Raw genomic sequence first — 21,509 nt, 5'->3', positions numbered from 1 at the left:
ACCGGTCACCATCGAGAGGAGTCGTCATGGCGAAGGAACGCGGGGAGAAGATCGTCGCGACGAACCGTCGCGCCCGGCACGACTACCTCATCGAGGACACGTACGAAGCGGGCATGGTCCTGTCCGGCACCGAGGTGAAGTCCCTGCGGATGGGGCGGGCGTCCCTGGTCGACGGGTACGCCTACATCGACGGTGGCGAAGCGTGGATCGACGCCGTGCACATCCCGGAGTACACCGAGGGCACGTGGAACAACCACTCGCCGCGGCGGAAGCGCAAGCTGCTCCTGCACAAGCAGCAGATCGTGAAGATCTCGCACAAGACGGCGCAGGGCGGCTACACCCTCGTGCCGCTGCAGATCTACTTCCACGACGGTCGGGCCAAGATCGAGATCGCCGTCGCGAAGGGCAAGCGCGAGTTCGACAAGCGCCAGGCCCTGCGCGAGAAGACCGACAAGCGTGAGGCCGAGCGGGCCATGCGCACCCGGAACCGCGTCGGCGAGTAGCGCCGACGCATCTCCTCGGCTAGACTGAGGGACTGCTCCGACAGGGGCATTGGCAACTCAACAGCGTGACAGCGGTTCGCACGTCCGGCCTGCATGGGGATGATCGGTTTCGACATTGCCTGTGTGCCGACGGGAAGCGGGCCGAGGACCCACGGTTATCTCGTAAACGATCCGTGGAAAACAACAAGTGCCAATTCCAAGCGCACTGACTTCGCTCTCGCTGCGTAAGCAGCCCAGCACATGAAGTCCGTCGGCCAGGTGACCGTCTTCTAACCTGATCCCGACGTCATCCAGAGGACTTGCTGCACGGTTGCGCCTCAGGGCCGTGCGGGACTTGCACTGAGACTGGGCCCGTCGTCCTAGAAGCCGGTAGCAAAGGACGGGGCCGAGCAGAACGAACTATCCGGATACGCCCGTAGAAGACGTCGAATTGCAGCGATGGACGGGGGTTCGATTCCCCCCATCTCCACCATTCGCCGAACGACGAACCGCTGTCACGCTGCGCCACCTGAACGCCCCGGCACCGTCCCCTGGACAGTGCCGGGGCGTTCGCTGTTCCGCCACGTCCGAGGACTACGCTCCGGAGCAGGCGCGCAGAACACGCTCGCGTCGAACCCGAACGAGAGGTCAGCACGTGGTGCAGGAGATCGCGATCCGTGTCCGTCTGCGGGAGCAGGAACGAGTGGTGCTCAGCGAGTACGAGCGGATCGTGGGCTCCGTCGCCACGGTCGCCGCCCTCGCCGCATGGCTGCCGAACCCCGACACCCGCCTGGTCGTTCGCGGTCGCGGCGCGGAGCCGGTCCGCCTCGAGACCGTCACCTACGGCTCGGTGGTCGAGATGCTCGTCGTGCTCGACCAGCGCTCCGCCGGGGTCGAACGTGCCGCCGCAGCCATCGCCGCGCTCATCGAGTCGGTCCGCCACGAGCACGTCGCCGACGACGTCTCCGGGGTCGCCGGGGAACTCGATCGACTCGACCGCGCCGCCCCGCGCGGACGCTCCGCCGTGGAACGCGCCCTGCGCACGTTCCTCGAGGGTGCACGGTCGGACGTCCTCGCGCGCAAGGCGACCACCCGGGTGCGGACCGCGCAGGCCCTGCTCCGGCTCGCCGAGGCGGACGCGGTGCTGACGGTCGAACGGGTCGCCGACGCCCTGGCGCCGGTTCTCGAGGAGCACGCGGTCGACGTCGAGCTGGACACCGGGTCGGCCGTGGTCGTCGAGCCGATCGACGGGGTGGAGTCGCCGGAGACCGAAGCTGCGTCCGCCGACGCCGACGCCGACGCCTCGCAGGCGGAGCCGGAGACCGTGTCGGCCGTCCTGCCACTGCCGACGGGCGCGAGCAAGGCGAAGTCGAAGAAGGACGACGGCAAGAAAAAGTCCAAGAAGGACGACGACGGCAAGAAGAAGTCCAAGAAGGACGACGACAAGAAGAAGAAGTCCAAGAAGGACGACGACGGCAAGAAGAAGTCGAAGGAGAACGACGACGCGAAGAAGAAGTCCAAGAAGAAGAAGTAGCTCGCGGCCGCTCCCGCTAGAAGTCGAACAGGTTCGCTCGGATCCCTCCGGCGCCGTACTCCCGTCGCAGGAGCCCACGGCGCCGGAGCACGGGCACCAGGTCGCCGAACGTCCGGTGGATCTGCGCCGGGTGCAGGTCGCCCGAGAAGATGATCCCGTCGTTGTCGGCGTCGCTGCCGAGCTCTTCGATGAAGTCCGCGAACTCGTCGGCGGTCCCCACGAACCCCGAGCGTGATGCGATCCGTCCCTGCCGCGCCTTGCGTGCGAGCAGCTCCCGCAGCGGTGCGTCCGGGGTGTCCCCGAGCAGCCCGCGGATCGTGCCGGCCGAGACGTGCTCACCGAAGGTCCCGTCGGGCACCGGGGCGTCCAGGTCGAGCGCGAGCAGGTCGGTCTCCGAGTCACTCGACCACGCGATCGCCGCCGCTCGCAGGGCGTCGTCGGTGGGGTGCTCGGACGCCGCGACGATGCGGTCGGCCTCCTCCGGTGAGGACACGATCACGGGCTTGAGCACGAACAGGATCCGCAGGTCCGCGGCGGACCGCCCTGCGGCCTCGGCTGCCGCGATCACCCGGGCGCGGTAGTCCGTCACCGCGGCGGCGGACAGCGGCGCGAGCGCGAGCTGCACGTCCGAGTGGGTGCCGGCGAACGCGAGCCCTCGGCCCGAGCCACCGGGGGACACGACCACGGGGTCCGACGCCAGCGGCAGGGCGTTGAGCGGACCGTCGGCGGTGAAGTGGGCACCCTCGTGGTGGAACGCGTCGAGCGCGTCGCCGTCCGCGAAGTGCCACGAGTCCGGTGCGCCGACGTACGCGTCGCCCCACGAGTGCCAGAGCCGGCGGAGCAGGGTGATCCACTCCTCGGCGCGGTCGTACGCCTGGTCGTGCGGCAGCGGCGGCAGGCCGGCGTGGCGTGCGCTGCCGACGTCGGTGACGACGTTGATGCCGAGCCGGTCCGAGGACAGGTGCGCCAGGGTCGCGAACTGCCGTGCCGCCAGGTACGGCGGAGTGATGCCGGCGTTGACGGTCGGCGCGATGCCGATGTGCGAGGTGGCGGCGAACAGGTACGGGGCGAGCAGCAGCGGGTCGTGCTTCGGGCCGCCGTACGCCTGCCGGATGCGCAGGTCGAGGGTCGCGGGGGAGCCGAGCGAGACGGCGTCCTCGGCGATGACCAGGTCCATGCCGGCCTGCTCGAGCGTCCGGACGGACTGCTGGTACAGGTCCGGCTTCGTCCAGTCGTGGCCCCAGTCCCAGTCGGACCGTCCCCAGGCCTGCGGGCCGAAGCCGCGGGAGAAGAAGTACCCGAAGTGCTGCAGCTCGGCCATTCAGCGCTCCTGCCGGTCGAGTGCCGGCCCACCGGCGGCCGTGCGCCGCGCGTCCGACGCTCCACGTGCCTCCAGGCCGCCGGCGGCGTCTGCGGACCGCACCGCGGCGAACCCGCGTTCCAGGTCGCGGAGCAGGTCCGCGACGTCCTCGATGCCGACCGACAGGCGGATCAGGCCGTCGCTGATGCCCTGCTCGGCGCGCTCTTCCGGCGTGCGGCCGGCGTGCGTGGTGGTGGCCGGGTGCAGGATCAGCGAGCGGACGTCGCCCAGGTGGGTCATCCGGCTGAACAGCTGCACGGCATCGATGAACGCCCGCGCGGCGGCTTCGCCACCGGCGAGCGTGAAGGCGAAGACGGACCCGGCCCCGCGGGGCAGGTAGCGCTGGGCGAGGTCGTGGAACCCACTGGAGGCCAGGCCCGCGTGGTCGACGCTCGTCACCTCCGGCTGCTGGTCCAGCCAGGACGCGACGGCCAGCGCGTTCGCGCAGTGGCGTTCCACCCGCAGCGACAGCGTCTCGATGCCCTGGCGGAGCAGGAACGCGTTGAACGGCGACGGCGCCGGGCCGATGCGTGCGGCGACGACGTCACGGGCGAACACGGCGAAGGCCCGGTTGCCGTACCGCTCGACGTAGCTCTCGCCGCCGAGGGACCGTTCGGGGCTGGTCAGGTGGGTCCAGCGCTCGGGGGCGGCGGACCAGTCGAACCGGCCGCCGTCGACGACCACGCCGCCGAGTCCGGCTCCGTGGCCGGACAGGAACTTCGACGCCGAGTGCACGACGATGTCCGCGCCGTGCTCGACCGGGCGCACCAGGTACGGCGTGGCGAGGGTGTTGTCGACGATCAGCGGGACGCCGGCGCGGTGCGCAGTCTCGGCGACGCCGGTGATGTCCAGGACGTCGTTCTTCGGGTTCGGGATCGTCTCGGCGAAGAACGCCTTCGTGTTCGGTCGGACCGCCGCGGCCCAGGCGTCGAGGTCGCGGGCGTCGGTGACGAAGTCGACCTCGATGCCGAGCCGGCCGAGGTTCTGCAGCAGCAGTCCGCGCGTGCCCTCGTAGATGCTCCGGGCGCTGACGACGTGGTCGCCGGCCTGCAGCAGGCCGAGGAACGCCACGGTCGCCGCAGCCTGACCGCTGCCGACCAGGATCGCCTGGACACCGCGTTCGAGCAACGCCACGCGACGCTCGACGTCGGCGTTCGTCGGGTTGCCGAGACGCGTGTAGGTGTAGCCGTCGTCGGTGTCGGCGAAGCGGTCACGGGCCTGGTCGAAGTCGTCGAACAGGAACCCGGAGGACATGTGGATCGCGGGGACCCGGGCGCCGTGCCCGGCGTCGGGCACGAAGCCGCCGTGTACCTGCTCGGTCGCGAAGCCGTGGTCGTCGGTCGCCATGGGACACCTCCGGGGGTCGTCTGGCGGTAGCCTCGCAGCCACTCGGCGCGGACAGGCGATTGCGGCCCCCGGTTACGCGAGCGCAGCCTCAGACGAGCGCGCGGACCCCGGTGACGACGGTGTCCCAGACCTGGAGCAGCGGCTCGCGCGCCAGCCACACGGCGACGGCGTTCACGGCGACGAACAGCACGAACCACAGGGACGCCGGCACCCGCATCTCGGCCGCGGCGATGTGGAAGTCGGTCTGTACCCGGGCGCCGGTGACCAGCCAGCGGCCGACCTGCACCACCGAGCGCAGGCCGTCGACGACGAAGAAGGCCCCGACGGCGGCGACCACCAGGACGGTCGTCTCGGACGGGCGGACGGCCACCCACAGGGCGAGCGCGTCGAAGCCGAGCACGACGAGCAGGCCGAACCAGTTCCGGACGAACGCCAGCGCGACGAGTCCGATGACCGCGAGCACCACCACGGGCAGCCAGCGGGAGCCGTGCAGCACCCCGGTCACCAGGAGCACCCCCGCCCACAGGGGTGCGCTGTACCCGGCGTACAGGTTCAGGATCCGGACGAGCCACCGGATGCCGCCGGGCACCCGGCCGAGCTGGACCCAGGCCTCGCCGGACCCGTCCGGGTGCAGCTCGATCCGCTGGATCCGCCCGCCGAACGGCACGACGACGATCGCGTGCCCGACCTCGTGCGCGATGGTCGCGGCGATGCGGGCCACGCGGCCGACGAACGGCACGAACGGCAGGACGGCGCCGACGAGGAGCGCGACGAAGACGAGGGGCGGGGCTGCGGTGGTCAAGTGACCAGCATCGCAGCCCCGCCCAGGAAGACCCTGCGGGACCGGCGTCAGGGGAGCCCGGGCGTCGTCAGCACCACCGTGACCAGGACCACGGTGCTGACGATCGCCAGGGCGGTGAGGACGGCGAGGAACACCGTCAGGCGGTTCACGCGTCGGCGCCCGGCTATTCGACCGTCACCGACTTCGCCAGGTTCCGGGGCTTGTCGACATCGCACCCGAGCTGCAGGGCCAGTTCCCGCGCGAGCATCTGCAGCGGCACGACGGCCTCGAGCGGACCCCACGGCGCGGTCATCGCACCCCAGGCCAGGTCGCCGGTGCCACGGCGGCCGAGCGCGGGGATGTCCGCGGACTCGCCGCCGATCGTGATGACGAAGCCGCCGCGGGCCCGGACCTCGGCGATCGCCGACTGGATCTTCGGCTCACCGTGGTCGATGACGACCACCGGGGTGCCGTCGTCCACCAGGGCGAGCGGCCCGTGCTTGAGTTCGCCGGCGGGGTACGCCTCGGCCCAGCGGTAGCTGAGCTCCTTGAGCTTCAGGGCCCCCTCGGCGGCGTACGGCAGCCCGGCACCGCGGCCGAGGAACAGGAAGCCCGTGGCCTCCTTGACGCTCGACACCAGCAGCGGCATCCGCTCGGCGGACACCCGCGCGGCGTGCTCGATCCGTGCCGGCAGGTCGAGCAGCTCGTCGACGAGCACCTGGGCGCGCGACGGTTCGATGCGGCCGGACGCCACCATCGCCGAGATCATCGCCGCGACGCCCACCACGACCTGCGCCGTGAACGTCTTCGTGGCCGCGACCCCGATCTCCGGGCCGGCGTGGCAGTCCAGCACGGCGTCGGCCCGTCGGGCGAGCGAGGAGTGCATGTTGTTGGTCAGCGCGAGCACCGGGTGGCGGTCCTCGAACCGGTCCAGGGCGCGGAGCACGTCGGCCGTCTCACCGGACTGGCTGATCGCGACGACCAGGGTGCCCGGACCGAGCACGGCCTGGTCGGCCTCGCTCGCGACGACGATGTCGGTCGGCACACCACCGATCCCGCGCAGGGCGGTCGCGATCACCTGGCCCGCGTTCAGCGACGTGCCGCAGGCGACGATCGCCAGCCGGTGGAAGCCGGCCAGGCCGAGGCCCACCCACATGCTGCCGTCGGCGGTGCGGCGGGCCACCCGGTCCAGGATCGTCGCGACGACGTCGGCCTGCTCGCCGATCTCCTTCGCCATGTGGTCGGTGTGGTCGCCGAGGTCGAGCGCGGCGGCGGCGAACGGGGACGGCGTCGGGAACGGCACGGGAACCGTGATGCCGTCGGACGACCAGGTCCAGGCCTCACCGAGCTCGACGACGTCGCCGTCGCGCAGCGCCACGAACGTCTCGCACCACTCGGCAATCGCGCCGATGTCGCTCGCCACGAAGTCGCCGCGGCCGGAGCGGGCGACGACGAGCGGCGAACGGTCCGCCGCCACGACCATGCGGCCGTCCCGGGCGTCCAGGACCACGATCGCCCACGAGCCTTCGAGCTGCGCCGTCGCGATCTGCACCGCGAGCATCAGGTCCGGGTCGACCGCCAACGCCCGCTCGACCAGGTGCGCGATGACCTCGGAGTCGACGTCGGACCGGAAGCGGTGGCCCTGCGCCTCGAGCGTCTGGCGCAGCTGGTCCGCGTTCTCGACGATGCCGTTGTGCACGATCGAGATCCGGCCGGTGCAGTCGGCGTGCGGGTGTGCGTTCGCCTCGCGCACGGCGCCGTGCGTGGCCCAGCGGGTGTGGCCGATGCCGACGCCGGTGAGCGCGTCACCGGAGCGCGCAGCGACGAGGGTGCGCAGGTCGCCGACGCGGGAGACCGAGCGGATCGTCTCGGTGCGGCCGACGGCCGTCCGGACGGCGATGCCGGCGGAGTCGTACCCGCGGTACTCGAGTCGTTCGAGTCCGTCGAGCAGGTAGGGGGTCGCGTCGTCAGACACGCGGGCCGCGATGATGCCGCACATCGGCTGTCCCTTCGGGGGAACGAGGGTGGGTGGAACGGGGAGGTGGGACTGGTGCGGCACCGACCGCCGTCGGGTCTGCCGCGCGTCCGGGGCCTCCCGGCCCGGAACCGACGCCCGTCCTCGGATCAGGCGAGGACGGACGTCGGTGTCGTTGGGCCGAGGGGTTCGGGTACCGGACGAGGTACCGCGGGCTGGCCCCCGGGGGAGGGGCACGGCGGTCGGTGCAGGAGAAGCCTCACCCGCCGCCGACCACACGGCAACACCCGTCGGACGCTCTTGCGGTTCCCCGCGTGCGGGGGCACACCGCGCTGCGGTCGCGTGCGGACTCCCGCAACCGCCGGCGCACCACGCGAGCGACGACGGACGGGAGGCCCGGTACCAGCTGGTACCGGGCCTCCCGCGCGGTCTTCGCTCTGAGCGACGCGCCAGCGGCGCGCGGACCCAGCGCCGGGCGAGCCTGCGAGCCCGGTTGGATGTGCGGTCCCCTACGTGAGGAGCGCGACCAGGTGCGATCGCGACCGCGCGCCGACCTTGCGGTAGATCTGCGTGAGCCGCAGCTCCACCGTGCGCTGCGACATGAACAGCGACGAGGCGATCTCGCGGTTGCGGTACCCCTCGGTGACCTTCTGCACCACCGCACGCTCCTCGGCGGTCAGCGACGTGAGCACCGCCGACGCGTCAGGGGCACTGCGCGGCGTCCCCGGGAACGCCGGCGAGAGCACCGGTGCGGACCGGATCGATGACGAGCCCGTGCCGAACTGCGGCATCGCCGCGGCCGGCGCCGGCGTCACCAGCGGTCGACGCAGGCCGGCCGCCTCGTACGCCGCTGCGGCCGCCGCACCGAGGCGCGGACGCTCGGCCGGGTTGCCGACCGCGGCCAGCGCCGCGAACGTGCGAGCCCGCTCGTACTGCGAGTCGTGCGGCTGGAACAGCTCCAGCGCACGGCGACGAGCCGTCTCGCGGGTGGTGTCGTCGGCGACGAGCGCGAGGCTCCGCGCCAGCACGAGGGCACCCCAGCGCCCGGGACGGGCATGGTGGTCCGCCGCCAGGCGGGCCGTGATCGTCCGCGCGTCGTCGGTCCGTCCGAGACGCACGTACGCCTCGACCAGGTCGCCGAGGTGCCGGAGCACCGCGGGGTTCCGGAGCGACCGACCGATGGCGTCGGCGGCCTCGAGCGCGGTGGCTGCCTCGTCGAGGCGGCCGTCGAGCAGCAGGACCTTGCCGCGGAGCGCGTGCAGCTTCGCCGTCGCACCCCAGAGCCGACTCGTCGATCGGTGCTCGAGGCACCGGTCCACGACGTCGAGCGCCTCGGCGGAACGGCCCTCGGCGAAGTGCCGCCACGCGACGGCGATCGCCCGGGAGGGCTCACGCAACCGCTCGGCGACGGACGAACCGGACTCCCACACGTCGATCGCGCGGAGCGCCTGCCGGAAGTTGCCGGAGCGCACCTCGTTCTCGGACGTCAGGTAGCGGGCCGCCTCGGTCCACACCGCCGCGGTCTCCTGCCCCCGGGCGAGCACGAGTGCGAACACCCGTCGCGCGCTCCGGTAGCGCTCGCCGATGCTCAGCGCGTGGGCGAGCAGCAGCAGGGCCGGGTCGGACATCGCCACGAGCTCCGACGTCGCGAGCCCGTCGTGCAGCTCGGTGTCGGGCGGCAGCACGCCGTCCACGGCGGCGATGAGCTCCCGCGCGGTCGTCGTGATCTCGAGGGTGTGCGCGGACGCCGACCCCTCGAGCGGTTCGATCCGGTGCAGCAGGTCCTTCGCCTGGTCGAGCTCCCATGCCTCGGCACGGAAGCACGCCACCATGGCCATCAGCCCGGCGACGGCGTCCACCTCGGCCGGGTCCGTCGCGTCGACGGGGACGAGCAGCTCGTCCGCGTGCACGGCGTCACCGCTGAGGTACTCGGCCGAGTACTGCAGCCGGAGCCGGCGGACCTCGTTCGGCGTCGTCCGGAACGGACGGAGCGCCGCGAGGTACCGCGCAGCGAAGCCGAGCAGGCGCTTGCCGAGCATGGCCTCCGCGACCCCGAGGAGCGCGACGTGCTCGTCCTCGGTCCCACCGCCGATGTGCAGGGCACGCTCGGTCAGCGCGATCGCGGCGTGCACGTTGCCGTCCACGACGTACGACCGTGCAGCCTGGAGCAGCGCGACCACGTCGGGGACGTCGTCGACGAAGCTCCGGTGCCACGCGGCCGACCGCGGGTCGGTCTCCGCGCTCGCCGTGGCCAGCTCGGCGTGTGCCGCACGACGGTCACGGGCGGGCATCCGCCAGTAGAGCGCGGAACGGACCAGCGGGTGCCGGACGGTGACGCTCTGCCCGCGGACGGTCGCGAGACCGGCCCCGACCAGGTCGTCCAGCTCGTCGCGGTCCCACGCCGTGGTCTTCGCGACGGGCACCAGGGCGAGCTTCGCGAGGACGTCCAGATCGCGTCCCGCGGCGGGCCCGAGTGCGAGCGCCGCGATGGCCTCGGTCGTCGGAGTTGGTCGGAGCGGGAGCACGATCGGCTCCGCGCCGGTGAGCTGCTCCCGGGTGAGCACCGCGAGCTGTTCGCGGAGCGCGCCGGGGTTGCCACCGGTCTCCTCGGCGAGGACGGCGAGGACACCGTCGTTCGCCTCGGCCGGTGCCATGGCCCGGGCCAGGACCAGGGCCTCATCCGACGGCAGCGGTTCGATGCGCAGGATCGGCAGGGCCGCGAGCGGACCGTCCGACGGCACCGAACGGACCGTCGCCACGACGCGCAGGGCGGTGCCCGCGAGTCGTCCGGCCAGGAACGCGATGAGCTCCTGGCTCTCCGTGTCCATCCGGTCGAGGTCGTCGATGAGGACGAGCGTCGGCGGGAGGGTCAGGGCGTGCACGGCATCGAGGAAGTCGTGCGCCGCCGCCAGCCCGGCCGTCACGGCGGCCGCGGTCCCGCCGGCCTGCAGCAGGTGGGCGATGTGTGCGGTCGCTCGGGGGTCGTCGAGCGCGGTGAACAGGGAGGTCACCCCGGCCAGCGGCCAGCGGGATTCACTCCCGTTGACACCGACCCGGACGACGGGGAGGGAAACGCGGTTCGAGACCGCGTCGAGGACGCTGCTGCGTCCGGAACCAGGGTCGCCGACCACGACCATCGCGGACTCCCGTGGGAGCACTGCGAGGGTCGCGATCCGGTCGACCTCGAGACGTCGACCGGTGAGTGCCATGACTCACCGGCCTCCGGGTCCGGAGGCGGATGCTGCGAGGAGGGCGTCGGCGAACACGGGGGTCGCTGCGACGGGGCGCACGGAGGCGGACCGGACTGCTGCACGGCGGGTGACCGTGACGGAGTGCGGACGAGCGGCGGCGACTGAGCGCGCGCCGGAACTGTCGTGGATTGGATGCGGTCGACGAGTGTGGGTGCACTCGGTTCCGCTCGGGAACGATGATGTCATCGTCTGTATCACCCCTCGGGTTAGGGTCTTCGGACGAACACGACCGGTCTGTTCCGCTGTCCGGATCTAGGGAATCCGAGAGCATCACGTGACCTGCCGTCTGGAGCACGATAACTCAGGTACCGGCCCGCCGAGCGGACTCCGGTGAGCAGATGTCCAGAACGGTGCCCCCAGTACGGGGGGCCATGAGGGGGGGTGTGGCACCCACCCTCTGCACCCCGATCCGGGTCCGCCGGACGGAACCGGGGTACAGGTCTGTCCGGACCCCGTTCGTCGTCGCAGGTGTAGCACGGACGGGATGTCCAACGCCGAACCGACCGACGCCCGCCTCGATGACCGCACCCGGTGGCGGGCCTTCGCCGTGTGCGTGGCGGTCGCGGCCCTGACGATCCTCGACCTGTCCAAGGTGAACGTCGGGCTGCCCTCGATCGAGCAGTCGCTCGGAGCCACCAGCTCGTCGCTCCAGCTCATCGTGGCGGGGTACGCGCTGGCGTTCGGCCTCGCCCTCGTGCCCGCGGGTCGACTCGGCGACCTGAAGAGCCGGCGTGTCATGTTCATCGTGGGCCTCAGCGCGTTCACCGGATCGAGCCTGCTGTGCGCCGTCGCCCCGAACATCCAGGTCCTCATCGTCACCCGGATCCTGCAGGGCTTCGCCGCCGGGATCCAGATGCCCCAGGTCATCGGACTGGTGCAGCAGCTGTTCCGCGGACCGGAGCGGGGCCGCGCGTTCGGGCTGTTCGGGGCGATGATCGGCATCTCCACCGCGCTCGGGCCGACCATCGGCGGTGGCCTCATCGCGATCGGCGGCGAGGAGTCCGGCTGGCGGCTGCTGTTCTGGATGAACGTGCCCCTCGGGATCGCCGCACTGCTCTTCGCCGTCCGCCTGCTGCCGAAGGGTGCCCAGGGGAAGGCGCAAGACCGCGAACTGGACGTCGTCGGCATCCTGCTGCTCGGTGCCGCCATCATCACCCTGATGCTGCCGTTCGTGCTGACCAGTGGCGGCGGCGGTTCTGCGGCCCGCTGGTTCTGGCTCGTCGGCTTCGCGGTGTTCCTCGTGCTGTTCGTGCTCTGGGAGCAGCGGTTCAAGCGGTAGGGCAAGTCGCCCGTGGTGCACTTCGAGCTGTTCCGGTTGTCGTCGTACCGCAACGGGTTGTCGATCGTGGCCGTCTACTTCGCGGCGCTGCCGGCGTCGTTCCTCATGGTCACGCTGTACCTGCAGGAGGGCCTCGGGCTGTCGCCGTTGTTCGCCGGCATGGTGAGCATCCCCTTCGCTGCGACGAGTGCCGTGGGCTCCTACATCGGCGGACGGATCGTGGACCGGGTCGGGCGGGCCCTGGTGGTCGCCGGGCTCGGGATGGTCGTCATCGGGTTCCTGCTGCTCATGGTCGCCGCCGTCGCCACCCCGCCGGAGGTCACGCCGTGGGCGATGGCCGGCGCGTTCCTGGTGGGCGGACTCGGTGGCGGGTTCGTGGTGTCGCCGAACCAGACCCTGACCCTGGCCGAGATCCCCGTCGAGCAGTCCGGGGTGGCGGGGTCGATGCAGCAGCTCGGCCAGCGCGTCGGCACGGCGATCGGCACCGCGGTCGCGACCAGCATCTTCTACGGGATCGTGCGGAGCGAGGCGGCGGGGTCGGGATCCGGCGCGTCGGGCGGGCGTCTCGACGCGTACCACGACGCGTTCCGCAGCGGCACGACGTTCACGGTGTCGCTGATGGCGCTGGCGCTCGTGCTGGCCGGTGGGGACCTGGTGGCGCGTCGGCGGGCGGCGCGGAGGTCCGATGAGGAGTCCGGGCACCCTGGCTCGGTAGCGGGGTCTGCCGAGCGGGGCTGACCTGCCGGCCGACCGGTCCTAGGAGTCGCGGCGGATGACCTCGACGACGGCATCGTGCACCAGGCCGTTCGAGGCGAGGGCGCTGCCGTGCCAGGGCCCGGGGTCGCCGTCGAGTGAGGTGAAGCGGCCACCGGCCTCTTCGACGATGGGGACGAGGGCCGCGATGTCCCACGGCTTCAGGTCCGGTTCGCCGGCGACGTCGAGGACGCCCTCTGCCACCATCATGTACGACCACATGTCGCCATAGGCCCGGGTGCGCCAGACCCGGCGCGACAGGTCGACGAGCGGCTCGAGGCGGTCGTCGTCGTCCCACTGCTGGATGCTGTTGTAGCTCAGGCTCGCGTCGGCGAGTTCGGACACCCCGGAGACCCGGAGTGGTCCGTCCAGCGAGAACGCGCCGGAGCCCTCGGCCGCCCACCAGCGCTTGCCGAGGGCGGGCGCACTGACGACGCCGAGCACCGGGCGGCCGTCGACCGCGAGCGCGATGAGGGTCGCCCACACCGGCACGCCGCGCAGGTAGTTGGCCGTGCCGTCGATCGGGTCGACCACCCACTGGCGGTGCCCTTCGCTGACGGCCTCGGCCCCGGTGTCCGCAGTCGTCTCCTCGCCGAGGAACGCGTCGTCCGGTCGCTCGGCGGCGAGCCGCTCGCGCAGGGCCCGTTCGACGGCCTGGTCGGCGTCGGTGACGTGCGTGCTGTCGGCCTTCTTCGTCACGTGCAGGTCGGCGGCACGGAAGCGCTCGAGGCTGATCGCGTCGGCGGTGTCGGCGAGGGAGCGGGCGAAGTCCAGGTCGGCGCTGAGGTCCACGTCGCCCAACCTACCGTCGCTACGCGGCGACGACCTCTTCTTCCTCGAGCCGGGTGACCTCGCGCTCGCGGGCGATGCGGGTCCGGCGGGCGACGAGCCCGTGCACGACGACGCAGAGCAGGAGCGCGGCGGCCAGCCAGAGGGCGAGCACGAGCGACGAACGCCCGAGCGAGGCGTCCGGGAAGTACTGCAGGTCCTGTGCGGCCTGCAGCCACGCGGCACCGCTCCAGAAGGTGTGCAGGGCGGCGAAGAACCCGGGCTGGAACGCCGGCTGGAAGATCCCGCCGGACGACGTGAAGTTCAGCATCACGAACAGCATCGTGAGGATCGGGGTGGTCCACCGGCCGAGCACGGGGTGCAGCCCGACGCCGAGCGCGACGATGATCGCGTCGTAGAGCCAGGCGAACAGGAACACCTGCCAGTGGTGGGTGGTGATGACGCCGTAGATCGGTCCGGCGACGATCACGCCGATGCCGGCGACGACCGCCGCGGTGGCGAGCCCGATGACCGCGGTCCACACGGCACGGAGCTTCGTCGCGACCGAGGCCACGGCGATCGCGGACGCGTACCCGCCGACGCTCAGGGCCACGAGCAGGAAGAACAGCCCCTGGCCTGTGGTGTCCTGGTCGCCGGTGGGCACGACGTCGACGACCCGGAACGGCACGTGCTGGTCGTAGGCGATCGGCAGGAACACCTTCTGCGCGGCGCTCGCGGTCGTCTCCGACGCGGCGGTCGAGACGTAGAGCGTGGCACCCGTCGCCGTCGGTGCGTACACGGCGGCGAGGTCGCGGTCGCGCACCTGCTGCTCGGCCGCCTTCGTCGAGGCGACCACGTGGGCCACGAGGGCGCCGTCGGACTGGTCGGTCACGGTCTGGGCGAACACCTGGGTGGCCGCGCCCTGGCCGACGATGCCGACGGGCAGTTCCTGCGGGGCCGGGGCGTGGAAGGCGCCGAGGTACGCCAGGCCCATGCCGGCGGCCAGGAACAGCGGCACGAGGATGTGCGAGGCGAACGTCAGCAGTACGCGACCGAGGCCGGCGGGGCGCAGGACGCTGTCGGACCGCTGCGGCTTCGGGGCTCGTGGGGACTTGTGGGTGGGGGAGTGGTGCGCGTGCGACGTCGTCGTCGTGCTCGGGGACGGGGCGTCGACAGCGGGGGTCGGCGCAAAGTTGTACTTTGCAACTTCAGACACGACCGCAACTGTACAACCCCGGTGCGCGCTTGTCGACGCCGGCCCGGTGTCGAGGCGTCGTCCGGTGCGAGGTTGCCCACTCCGTGCGAGGCCCGCGAGCCCGCACGGAGTGCGCAACCTCGCACCGTTCGTGTGCTCCTCGCACGGTGCGAGGTCTGCACGGTGCGAGGGGGCGCGGTGCGAGGTATGCACGGTGCGAGGGGGGGGGGGGGGGGCACGGTGCGAGGTCTGCGCGGTGCGAGGGGCGCCCGCCGGAGTGGTCACGACTCACCGCGCGCCGGCGCTCGTGTGGTCACGAACTGTCGGGTGCCGCGTCGCCAGTCGACAGTTCGTGACCACTCGACGCACACACGGCGGGGTGTCGTGACCAGCCGCCGACCAGCCCCCGACCAGCCGCCGACCAGCCGCCGACCAGCGCCGACCAGCGCCGACCAGCGCCGACCAGCGCCGGCCAGCGCCAGCCGGCACCGCCGCGCGCTACTCGGAACCGGGGTCGGACGCACCCATCCCGGTCAGCAGCGCCCGGAACGAGTCGAGCCGCTCGACGCCGGTCGGCCCCAGCTCCCCGTCCTGCACCCGGTCGACGATCTCCCAGTCGTGCGCCTGCGCCAGCGGGATGCCGTCCCGCGCGGGCAGCACCGGCACGGCGTGCGACGCGAACGCCCGGAACACGTTCGCGGGGTCGACGTGCCCCAGGCCGAACGACCGCACACCCGGCGTGTCGATGATCCACCCGCCGTCGCGGACCCGCAGTGCGATCGACGACGACGAGGTGTGCCGCCCGCGACCGGTCACGGAGTTCACGACGCCGATCGCACGCGTCGACCCGGTCAGGGCGTTCACCAGGGTCGACTTGCCCACACCGGAGTGCCCGACGGTCACGGTCACCTTGTCGTCGAGCAGTTCGTGCAGGGCCTCGAAGGGGACGTCGTCCGATCGGCTCGTCACGATCCGCAGATCGAGGCACGCGAAGTGCGCCAGGAACGCAGCCGGGTCGGCGAGGTCGGTCTTCGTGATGCAGAGGATCGGGTCGAGGCCGGCGTCGAACGCGGCCACCAGGTACCGGTCGATCAGGCGGGTGCGCGGCTCGGGGTCGGCGGCGGCCACCACGATGAGCATCTGGTCGGCGTTCGCCACGATGACGCGCTCGACCTCGTCGGAGTCGTCGGCACTCCGTCGCAGCAGTGTGGTGCGCTCGGCGACCTTCACGATGCGTGCCAGCGAGCCCGGGTCGCCGGAGACGTCCCCGACGAGCGACACGTGGTCGCCCGTGACGACGGACTTCTTACCGAGCTCGCGGGCCTTCGTCGCGGTGATGACGTGGTCGTCGATCAGCACGCCGAACCGCCCGCGGTCCACGTTGGTCACCCAGCCGACCGGGGCGTCGTCGTACGTCGGACGGGTCTTCGTGCGCGGTCGGTTGCCCTTCGGGTTGGGGCGCACCCGCACGCTCGACTCGTCGTACTGCCCGTACGGCTCGTCAGCGTCGGAGTCCTCACCGTCGGTGTCGTCCCACCAGCTCATGCGTCAGTCCCCACTCACCGGTGCAGCGGCCACCGAGGACGCCACGAGCGCAGCCCACAGCTCCGGGAACTGCGGCAGCGTCTTCGCGGTCGACCCGATGTCGTCGACGGCGACGCCGTCGACGACGAGGCCCACGATCGCCCCCGCGGTCGCCATCCGGTGGTCGTCGTACGCGCCCCAGGCGCTGCCGTGGAGCGGTGCCGGCTCGATCCGCAGGCCGTCGTCGAGTTCGTGCACCGCGCCTCCAGACCGGTTGAGGTCCGCCGCCAGCGCGGCCAGGCGGTCCGTCTCGTGCCCCCGCAGGTGGCCGATGCCGGTGATCTCGCTCGGGCCGTCCGCCAGCGCGGCCAGCGCGGCCAGCGCCGGGGCGAGTTCGCCGCCGCGGCTCAGGTCGAGTTCGAGACCCGGCAAGGAGGCCCCACCCCGGATCCCGACGCCGCCGTCGACGACCAGGTCGTCACCGTCACGGGCCACGCTCGCCCCCCACAGGGGCAGGAGCGTCTCGAGGTCGGCACCGACCTGCGTCGTCTCGGTGGGCCAGGTGCGGATGCGCACCGTGCCGCCGGCGACGAGCGCGGCGACGGCGAACGGCGCCGCGTTCGACAGGTCGGGCTCGATCGTGACGTCACGCGCGCCGATCGGGCCGGGGTGCACGACCCACTCGCCGAGCGACGGCTCGTCGACGCGGACGCCGCGGGCGCGGAGCGCCGCGACGGTCATCTCGATGTGCGGCATGCTCGGCAGGCGTTCGCCCACGTGGGTGAGGTGCAGGCCCTCGTCGAAGCGGGGTGCTGACAGCAGCAGCCCGGAGACGAACTGCGAGGACGCCGAGGCGTCGATCGTCAGTGCGCCACCGCGGACCGAGCCGGTGCCGGTGAACGAGAACGGCATCGAACCGCCGCCGTCGTCCGTGACGTCCACACCGAGGTCCACGAGTCCCTGCACGATGGCGTGCATGGGCCGCTTGCGGGCGTAGGGGTCGCCGTCGACCGTGACGGGCCCGACGGCCAGGGCGGCGAGCGGCGGCAGGAAGCGCATCACGGTGCCGGCCAGCCCGCAGTCCAGGCGGACGTCGCCGTGCATCGGGGCGGGCATGATCCGGAGGTCCGGGCCGTAGGGGTTCGGAGCGGTGCCGGCCGCCGGCTCGAGCTCCTCGATGCCGACGCCGAGCGCACGGAGGCCCGCGATCATCAGCGCCGAGTCACGGGAGTGCAGCGGGAGCCGGACCGTCGAGGGGCCGTCCGCGAGGGCCGCGAGCACGAGCTCCCGGTTCGTCAGCGACTTCGACCCGGGCAGCGCGACGTCGCCGCGCAGCGGACCCCCTGCGACCGGGGCGATCCAGGGGTCGGCGGGCTGGGCCCCGCTGTGGGAATGCGTCGTGTCTGCCATCGGTTCACCAGGGTACTGAACGCACCGGGAGGATCAGTGGCGACAGCAACACTCGCACGAGAGCGAACCGGCACGGCAACCGTGCTGACCGCGGTGCCGACGACGCTCGGCACGCTCGGCCTAGACTTGGCGGCGATGACGACCGACGAACCGCAGGCAGCTCCGCACCACCTGGTCGACGAGACCGAGGTGCAGCTCGACGCCGTCGAAGAGGAGCACGAAGCCCTCGACGACGCCGCAGACGAGCCGGTGGACGCGAAGACCGTCTCCGAAGGGGAGCTGCGGTCCCTCTTCGAGGACCAGGCGCTGCCCTTCATGGACCAGCTCTACGGTGCGGCCATGCGGATGACCCGCAACCCGGCCGACGCGTCGGACCTGGTGCAGGAGACGTTCGTCAAGGCCTTCGCCGCGTTCCGCCAGTTCAAGCAGGGCACGAATCTGAAGGCCTGGCTGTACCGGATCCTCACGAACACGTTCATCAACACGTACCGCAAGAACCAGCGGAACCCGTACCAGGGCACCATCGACGAGCTCGAGGACTGGCAGCTCGGCGGCGCGGAGAGCGTCACCCAGTCGATCTCCGCCCGGTCCGCCGAGGCCGACGCGATCGACCACCTGCCGTCCTCCGCCGTGAAGGACGCACTGCAGGCCATCCCGGAGGACTTCCGGATGGCCGTGTACTTCGCCGATGTCGAAGGCTTCTCGTACCAGGAGATCGCCGACATCATGAAGACCCCAGTGGGGACGGTCATGAGCCGCCTCCACCGTGGCCGCCGGCTCCTCCGTGGGCTCCTGGCGGACCACGCCCGTGAGACCGGCATCGTCCCGGACGCAGCGTCGACGGCGACGATGCGTGGACGGGGACGAGGCGCGGCACAGACGACGAAGGCAACCGCGGCCACGGGTCGCACCGGACGGAAGGACGCACGATGAGCGGCTGCGACTGCTCGAAGGCGAAGGCCGAGCTCGAGGAGTTCCTGCACGACGAGCTCCGTCACGAGGACGCCGCGGACATCCGCGAGCACATGGACGGATGCGAGGACTGCCAGACCGAGCACCGCGTCGGCGTCGTGCTCATGGAGACCGTCCGTCGTGCCTGCAAGGAGACCGCTCCCGACCAGCTGCGCAGCGAGATCCTCGCGCGCATCCGGGTGGAGCAGGCGACGCACTGAGAGCTCGCCCGGTCGGCGGTCAGCGGCCGGCTCGGTGGTGTGCTGCGATGGATTCCCCGTCGAGAACCCGGTCGTACACCCGCACGCTGTCGACGTCGCCGCGGAACGTGTAGTCGGCTGGCTGGCCGGGCCAGGGGGAGAGCGACTCACGCCCGACGCGCCAGTGACCGTCGTACTGGTGCGCGCCCCTGACATCGGTCCGCGTGCCGACGAGTGCGCCGTCGAGCCACAGCTCGGCGCGACCGACCCGCAGGGTACCGACCGCGTGGTGCCACCGTCCGTCGTCCACCCGTGCTGTCGATCCGGTCGCGAACCGGAAGCCGTTCGCAGGTCCCTGCACCCCGTACATGAGCTGGCCGGTGGCTCCGACGTACAGGTGTCGGTCCTTGTAGGACGAGGCCGAGTCCTGGCTCGAGCTGAATCCGAGGATCCGGCCACCGGCGCGGTCGGTGCGGAACCACACCTCGATCGAGAAGACCTGGGGTGCTGCCGTCGGGGTGTTCGTCGCCACCCGGCTGTCGTCGGTCTCGAAGTGCATCGAGGGGTTCCCGGAGCACGGGTCATCGTTCCGGACGGGCCCGAGTCGCCCGGTGCCGTCCGCGCCGTGGCCACTGGTGTCCCGGACGGCGTTCCCGCCCTTCTCGTCGAAGTCCCACGCCAGGACGGGCGCGTCGAGCGGTCGTGCGAAGCACGGGAACGACTGTGTCCTGAGTGACGACGTTGTGGCGGTCGTGCCGCTGAACCCGGCTCCGGCGACCACGGTCAGGGCGACCGCCGTGACTGCGACTGCGGCCGTGGTCGCCAGCGCCCACGAGGAGCTCTGCGCGGACGTGACCCCGGGGGTGCCGGGGGCGACCGCTGGACTTGTGGTGTCCCATCGGGGTGCACCGCACCGCGGGCACGGCAGCCCGGCGATGACCCCACGGTCCGCCCGAGCGGCGACGACGAGCACCGCGGCGGCAGCGGCGGCGAGCAGGAGCGTGGTCCAGGACTGCTCGCGGACCCAGACTCCGGGGAGCCCGACGCCCGGGAACCGCAGCACACCCACCCCGAGGACGGCTTCCGGCGAGACGGCGGTCCGGTCCGCGGTGGGATTCGCGTCTCCGCGCAGGCGGAGTGCCCCGTCCGGTTCGATGCGCTCGAGGCGGTGCAGACGGAGTCGATCCCGGTGGTCGGGGTCCTCGACGAGCAGCACCCGTCCGGCCTCGAGGTCGTCCGGGTCGACGGGCATCGCGGCGACGACGTCCCCGGTCCGGATGCCGGGGGCCATCGAGTCGGAGACGACCGTCGTGACGTGCCACCCGAACGCCGCGGGGAGCGACGCCCACAGTGCGAGCAGCAGCACCGACCAGAGGACCGTCCGCGCCGAGACCGCGAGGAGCAGCCGGGGCAGGTCGCCGACGCAGCGGACGTGACGGCGGGTGGCGACGTTCGGCATCGGCTGCTCCTCGGGTCGGGCGGGTCGGGCGGGACGGACGGGTCGGGCGGGACGGATCGGGACGGGGATCAGTCGGTCTGCGCTTCCCACACGAACGTGGTGCCGGCCTCGGACGACTGCACGGTGTTCGGGGCGCCCGCGCTCAGGTCGTAGCTGATGCGGTAGGTCGTGCTCGCCGTACCCGTCGCCGGCTTCCACGCGTCGACGCCGGTGCCGAAGGACTCGGACGCCATGAGGCCGGCGAGCGTCCCGTCGTGCACGGTCGTCGTCGCGGTGAACGTGCTGCAGTCGCCCGCTGTGCCGAGGCTGCCGCGCTCGACGGTCAGCCCGACGTGCTCGGCGAGTGCGTCGTCGTCGGCCGCGTCGGCGGTGAAGAGCTTCACGGTCGAGGCGTTGGTGGTGTTCGCCGTCACGGTGATGCAGTTCGATCCGGCGGACCCGGGCACCAGGTCGTCGACGTCGAACATCGCGACGCCCTGGTCGTCGTCGGTGAGGGAGACGGCACCGGTGCGCCAGCTGTTCGCGGCGTTGTCGGTGCTGCTCGAGAAGGCGGCGTACGAGGCCGTGGCGATGAGTGCGCCGCTGGCGACGACGGCGAGCGGGAAGGCGATCCAGGCGGCGGTTCGGCCGTGGCGGGAGGTGATGTGCATGGCTGTCCTGTCGGTCGGTTCACCCGGCGGGTGATATGACAGCAGCGTATATGAATATCAGTTGTTATGGAAGCCCGTCGCAACACGACCGACGGCCCGGGTAGGTTGGCCGACATGACCCTCTCCGTCGAGTCGACCACCACCTGGTCCGACACGGACGTCGCCGACGTCGCCGCCCTCGTCCGCCTGCTCGGCCACGACGTCGACGACGCGTCGATGCGCGCCCGCCTCGACCGGCTCATCCCCGAAGCCGGGCACCGCACCTGGGTGGTCCGGGGGGACGACGGACGGGTCGTCGCCGTCGCCGGCGCGCAGGTCACGTGGGCGTACGCCAGTGACGAGCCGACGGCGCAGCTGCTGCTGCTGGTCGTCGACGACACGGCCAGGAGGCTCGGCACCGGTTCGGCGCTCATCGGCACGTTCGAAGCATGGGCGGTCGAGCAGGGCGCGCGTCGCCTCAGCGCCGTCAGTGCGGCCGCCACCGACAGCGCGCACCGCTTCTACCAGAAGCGCGGGTACCACGACGCCGGGGTGCGGTACACGAAGATCGCGTAGCGCCGCCGCCTTCCCCGCGAACGTCGAAGCGCCCC

General features: G+C 72.0%; 16 protein-coding genes, 1 other RNA gene and 1 pseudogene. 7 read left to right on the top strand and 11 right to left on the bottom strand.

What is annotated here, in order from left to right; genetic code table 11:
* Nucleotides 1–26: 26 nt before the first annotated feature.
* The 3 genes from smpB (at nt 27) to HQQ79_RS10650 (ending at nt 2,016) form a co-directional block, all read left to right on the top strand.
* On the top strand, nt 27–503 hold the full coding sequence (gene smpB / locus HQQ79_RS10660; RefSeq protein ID WP_027465851.1) for an SsrA-binding protein SmpB: 477 nt from the start codon (nt 27–29) through the stop codon (nt 501–503).
* A 95-nt stretch (nt 504–598) separates the two neighbouring features.
* Nucleotides 599–975: a transfer-messenger RNA gene (gene ssrA / locus HQQ79_RS10655) on the top strand.
* Between the two features lie 162 nt (nt 976–1,137).
* Nucleotides 1,138–2,016: a hypothetical protein gene (locus HQQ79_RS10650; protein WP_173034163.1), complete on the top strand. Its 879-nt coding sequence runs from the start codon at nt 1,138–1,140 to the stop codon at nt 2,014–2,016.
* Nucleotides 2,017–2,032: 16 nt separating this feature from the next.
* Here HQQ79_RS10650 and HQQ79_RS10645 read toward each other — a convergent pair whose 3' ends face one another.
* The 5 genes from HQQ79_RS10645 to HQQ79_RS10625 all read right to left on the bottom strand — a co-directional run bounded on the left by HQQ79_RS10645 (nt 2,033) and on the right by HQQ79_RS10625 (nt 10,688).
* Nucleotides 2,033–3,337, bottom strand: a complete 1,305-nt coding sequence (locus HQQ79_RS10645) for an LLM class flavin-dependent oxidoreductase (RefSeq protein ID WP_173034161.1) — start codon at nt 3,335–3,337, stop codon at nt 2,033–2,035.
* Nucleotides 3,338–4,723, bottom strand: a complete 1,386-nt coding sequence (locus HQQ79_RS10640) for an O-acetylhomoserine aminocarboxypropyltransferase/cysteine synthase family protein (RefSeq protein WP_173034159.1) — start codon at nt 4,721–4,723, stop codon at nt 3,338–3,340.
* Nucleotides 4,724–4,811: 88 nt separating this feature from the next.
* Entirely contained in the window at nt 4,812–5,525 is a 714-nt protein-coding gene (locus HQQ79_RS10635) for a M50 family metallopeptidase (RefSeq protein WP_173034157.1), read from the bottom strand.
* 163 nt (nt 5,526–5,688) lie between these two features.
* A complete protein-coding gene (gene glmS, locus HQQ79_RS10630) occupies nt 5,689–7,503 on the bottom strand; it encodes a glutamine--fructose-6-phosphate transaminase (isomerizing) (protein ID WP_173034155.1) in 1,815 nt (604 codons plus the stop codon).
* A gap of 485 nt (nt 7,504–7,988) precedes the next feature.
* Nucleotides 7,989–10,688 (bottom strand): LuxR family transcriptional regulator, encoded by a 2,700-nt coding sequence (locus tag HQQ79_RS10625; protein ID WP_173034153.1) that lies wholly within the window; start codon nt 10,686–10,688, stop codon nt 7,989–7,991.
* Between the two features lie 526 nt (nt 10,689–11,214).
* Here HQQ79_RS10625 and HQQ79_RS10620 point away from each other — a divergent pair.
* Nucleotides 11,215–12,747 (top strand): annotated as a pseudogene (locus HQQ79_RS10620) (MFS transporter).
* Nucleotides 12,748–12,765: 18 nt separating this feature from the next.
* Here the strand turns inward: HQQ79_RS10620 and hisN are convergent.
* The 4 genes from hisN to aroA all read right to left on the bottom strand — a co-directional run bounded on the left by hisN (nt 12,766) and on the right by aroA (nt 17,659).
* Nucleotides 12,766–13,554: a histidinol-phosphatase gene (gene hisN, locus HQQ79_RS10615; RefSeq protein WP_111056333.1), complete on the bottom strand. Its 789-nt coding sequence runs from the start codon at nt 13,552–13,554 to the stop codon at nt 12,766–12,768.
* A 19-nt stretch (nt 13,555–13,573) separates the two neighbouring features.
* The gene (locus HQQ79_RS10610) at nt 13,574–14,746 is read right to left on the bottom strand and encodes a hypothetical protein (protein WP_173034151.1); all 1,173 of its coding nucleotides are present in this window, start codon (nt 14,744–14,746) and stop codon (nt 13,574–13,576) included.
* 477 nt (nt 14,747–15,223) lie between these two features.
* Complete coding sequence (rsgA, locus tag HQQ79_RS10605; RefSeq protein ID WP_173034149.1) at nt 15,224–16,270, bottom strand: ribosome small subunit-dependent GTPase A; 1,047 nt, start codon at nt 16,268–16,270, stop codon at nt 15,224–15,226.
* Nucleotides 16,271–16,273: 3 nt separating this feature from the next.
* Nucleotides 16,274–17,659: a 3-phosphoshikimate 1-carboxyvinyltransferase gene (aroA, locus tag HQQ79_RS10600; protein ID WP_173034147.1), complete on the bottom strand. Its 1,386-nt coding sequence runs from the start codon at nt 17,657–17,659 to the stop codon at nt 16,274–16,276.
* 81 nt (nt 17,660–17,740) lie between these two features.
* Between aroA and HQQ79_RS10595 the strand changes: the two genes are divergently transcribed.
* Together HQQ79_RS10595 and HQQ79_RS10590 are read left to right on the top strand one after the other, a co-directional pair.
* The gene (locus tag HQQ79_RS10595; protein ID WP_110864006.1) at nt 17,741–18,592 is read left to right on the top strand and encodes a sigma-70 family RNA polymerase sigma factor; all 852 of its coding nucleotides are present in this window, start codon (nt 17,741–17,743) and stop codon (nt 18,590–18,592) included.
* Nucleotides 18,589–18,831 (top strand): zf-HC2 domain-containing protein, encoded by a 243-nt coding sequence (locus HQQ79_RS10590; RefSeq protein ID WP_027465838.1) that lies wholly within the window; start codon nt 18,589–18,591, stop codon nt 18,829–18,831. The genes HQQ79_RS10595 and HQQ79_RS10590 overlap by 4 nt, the downstream gene beginning before the upstream one ends.
* Nucleotides 18,832–18,850: 19 nt before the next feature.
* Here the strand turns inward: HQQ79_RS10590 and HQQ79_RS10585 are convergent, their stop codons facing one another.
* Nucleotides 18,851–20,269 (bottom strand): LamG-like jellyroll fold domain-containing protein, encoded by a 1,419-nt coding sequence (locus HQQ79_RS10585; RefSeq protein ID WP_173034145.1) that lies wholly within the window; start codon nt 20,267–20,269, stop codon nt 18,851–18,853.
* Nucleotides 20,270–20,337: 68 nt separating this feature from the next.
* Nucleotides 20,338–20,919, bottom strand: coding sequence for a hypothetical protein (locus tag HQQ79_RS10580; RefSeq protein WP_173034143.1), 582 nt, complete (start codon nt 20,917–20,919; stop codon nt 20,338–20,340).
* 114 nt (nt 20,920–21,033) lie between these two features.
* Here HQQ79_RS10580 and HQQ79_RS10575 point away from each other — a divergent pair, with 114 nt between their 5' ends.
* Entirely contained in the window at nt 21,034–21,474 is a 441-nt protein-coding gene (locus HQQ79_RS10575) for a GNAT family N-acetyltransferase (RefSeq protein WP_173034141.1), read from the top strand.
* Nucleotides 21,475–21,509 lie beyond the last annotated feature (35 nt).

The sequence above is a fragment of the Curtobacterium sp. VKM Ac-2852 genome, assembly GCF_013205045.1.
Lineage (GTDB): Bacteria > Actinomycetota > Actinomycetes > Actinomycetales > Microbacteriaceae > Curtobacterium > Curtobacterium flaccumfaciens.
The sequence above is the reverse complement of the archived record's forward strand: the minus strand, read 5'-3'. Positions and strand labels throughout refer to the sequence as shown.

Coding starts and splice junctions, on each gene's coding strand:
- smpB (WP_027465851.1), top strand. CDS start 27: ATGGCGAAGGAACGCGGGGAGAAGATCGTCGCGACGAACCGTCGCGCC.
- HQQ79_RS10645 (WP_173034161.1), bottom strand. CDS start 3,337: ATGGCCGAGCTGCAGCACTTCGGGTACTTCTTCTCCCGCGGCTTCGGC.
- HQQ79_RS10640 (WP_173034159.1), bottom strand. CDS start 4,723: ATGGCGACCGACGACCACGGCTTCGCGACCGAGCAGGTACACGGCGGC.
- glmS (WP_173034155.1), bottom strand. CDS start 7,503: ATGTGCGGCATCATCGCGGCCCGCGTGTCTGACGACGCGACCCCCTAC.
- HQQ79_RS10625 (WP_173034153.1), bottom strand. CDS start 10,688: ATGGCACTCACCGGTCGACGTCTCGAGGTCGACCGGATCGCGACCCTC.
- rsgA (WP_173034149.1), bottom strand. CDS start 16,270: ATGAGCTGGTGGGACGACACCGACGGTGAGGACTCCGACGCTGACGAG.
- aroA (WP_173034147.1), bottom strand. CDS start 17,659: ATGGCAGACACGACGCATTCCCACAGCGGGGCCCAGCCCGCCGACCCC.
- HQQ79_RS10590 (WP_027465838.1), top strand. CDS start 18,589: ATGAGCGGCTGCGACTGCTCGAAGGCGAAGGCCGAGCTCGAGGAGTTC.
- HQQ79_RS10585 (WP_173034145.1), bottom strand. CDS start 20,269: ATGCCGAACGTCGCCACCCGCCGTCACGTCCGCTGCGTCGGCGACCTG.
- HQQ79_RS10580 (WP_173034143.1), bottom strand. CDS start 20,919: ATGCACATCACCTCCCGCCACGGCCGAACCGCCGCCTGGATCGCCTTC.
- HQQ79_RS10575 (WP_173034141.1), top strand. CDS start 21,034: ATGACCCTCTCCGTCGAGTCGACCACCACCTGGTCCGACACGGACGTC.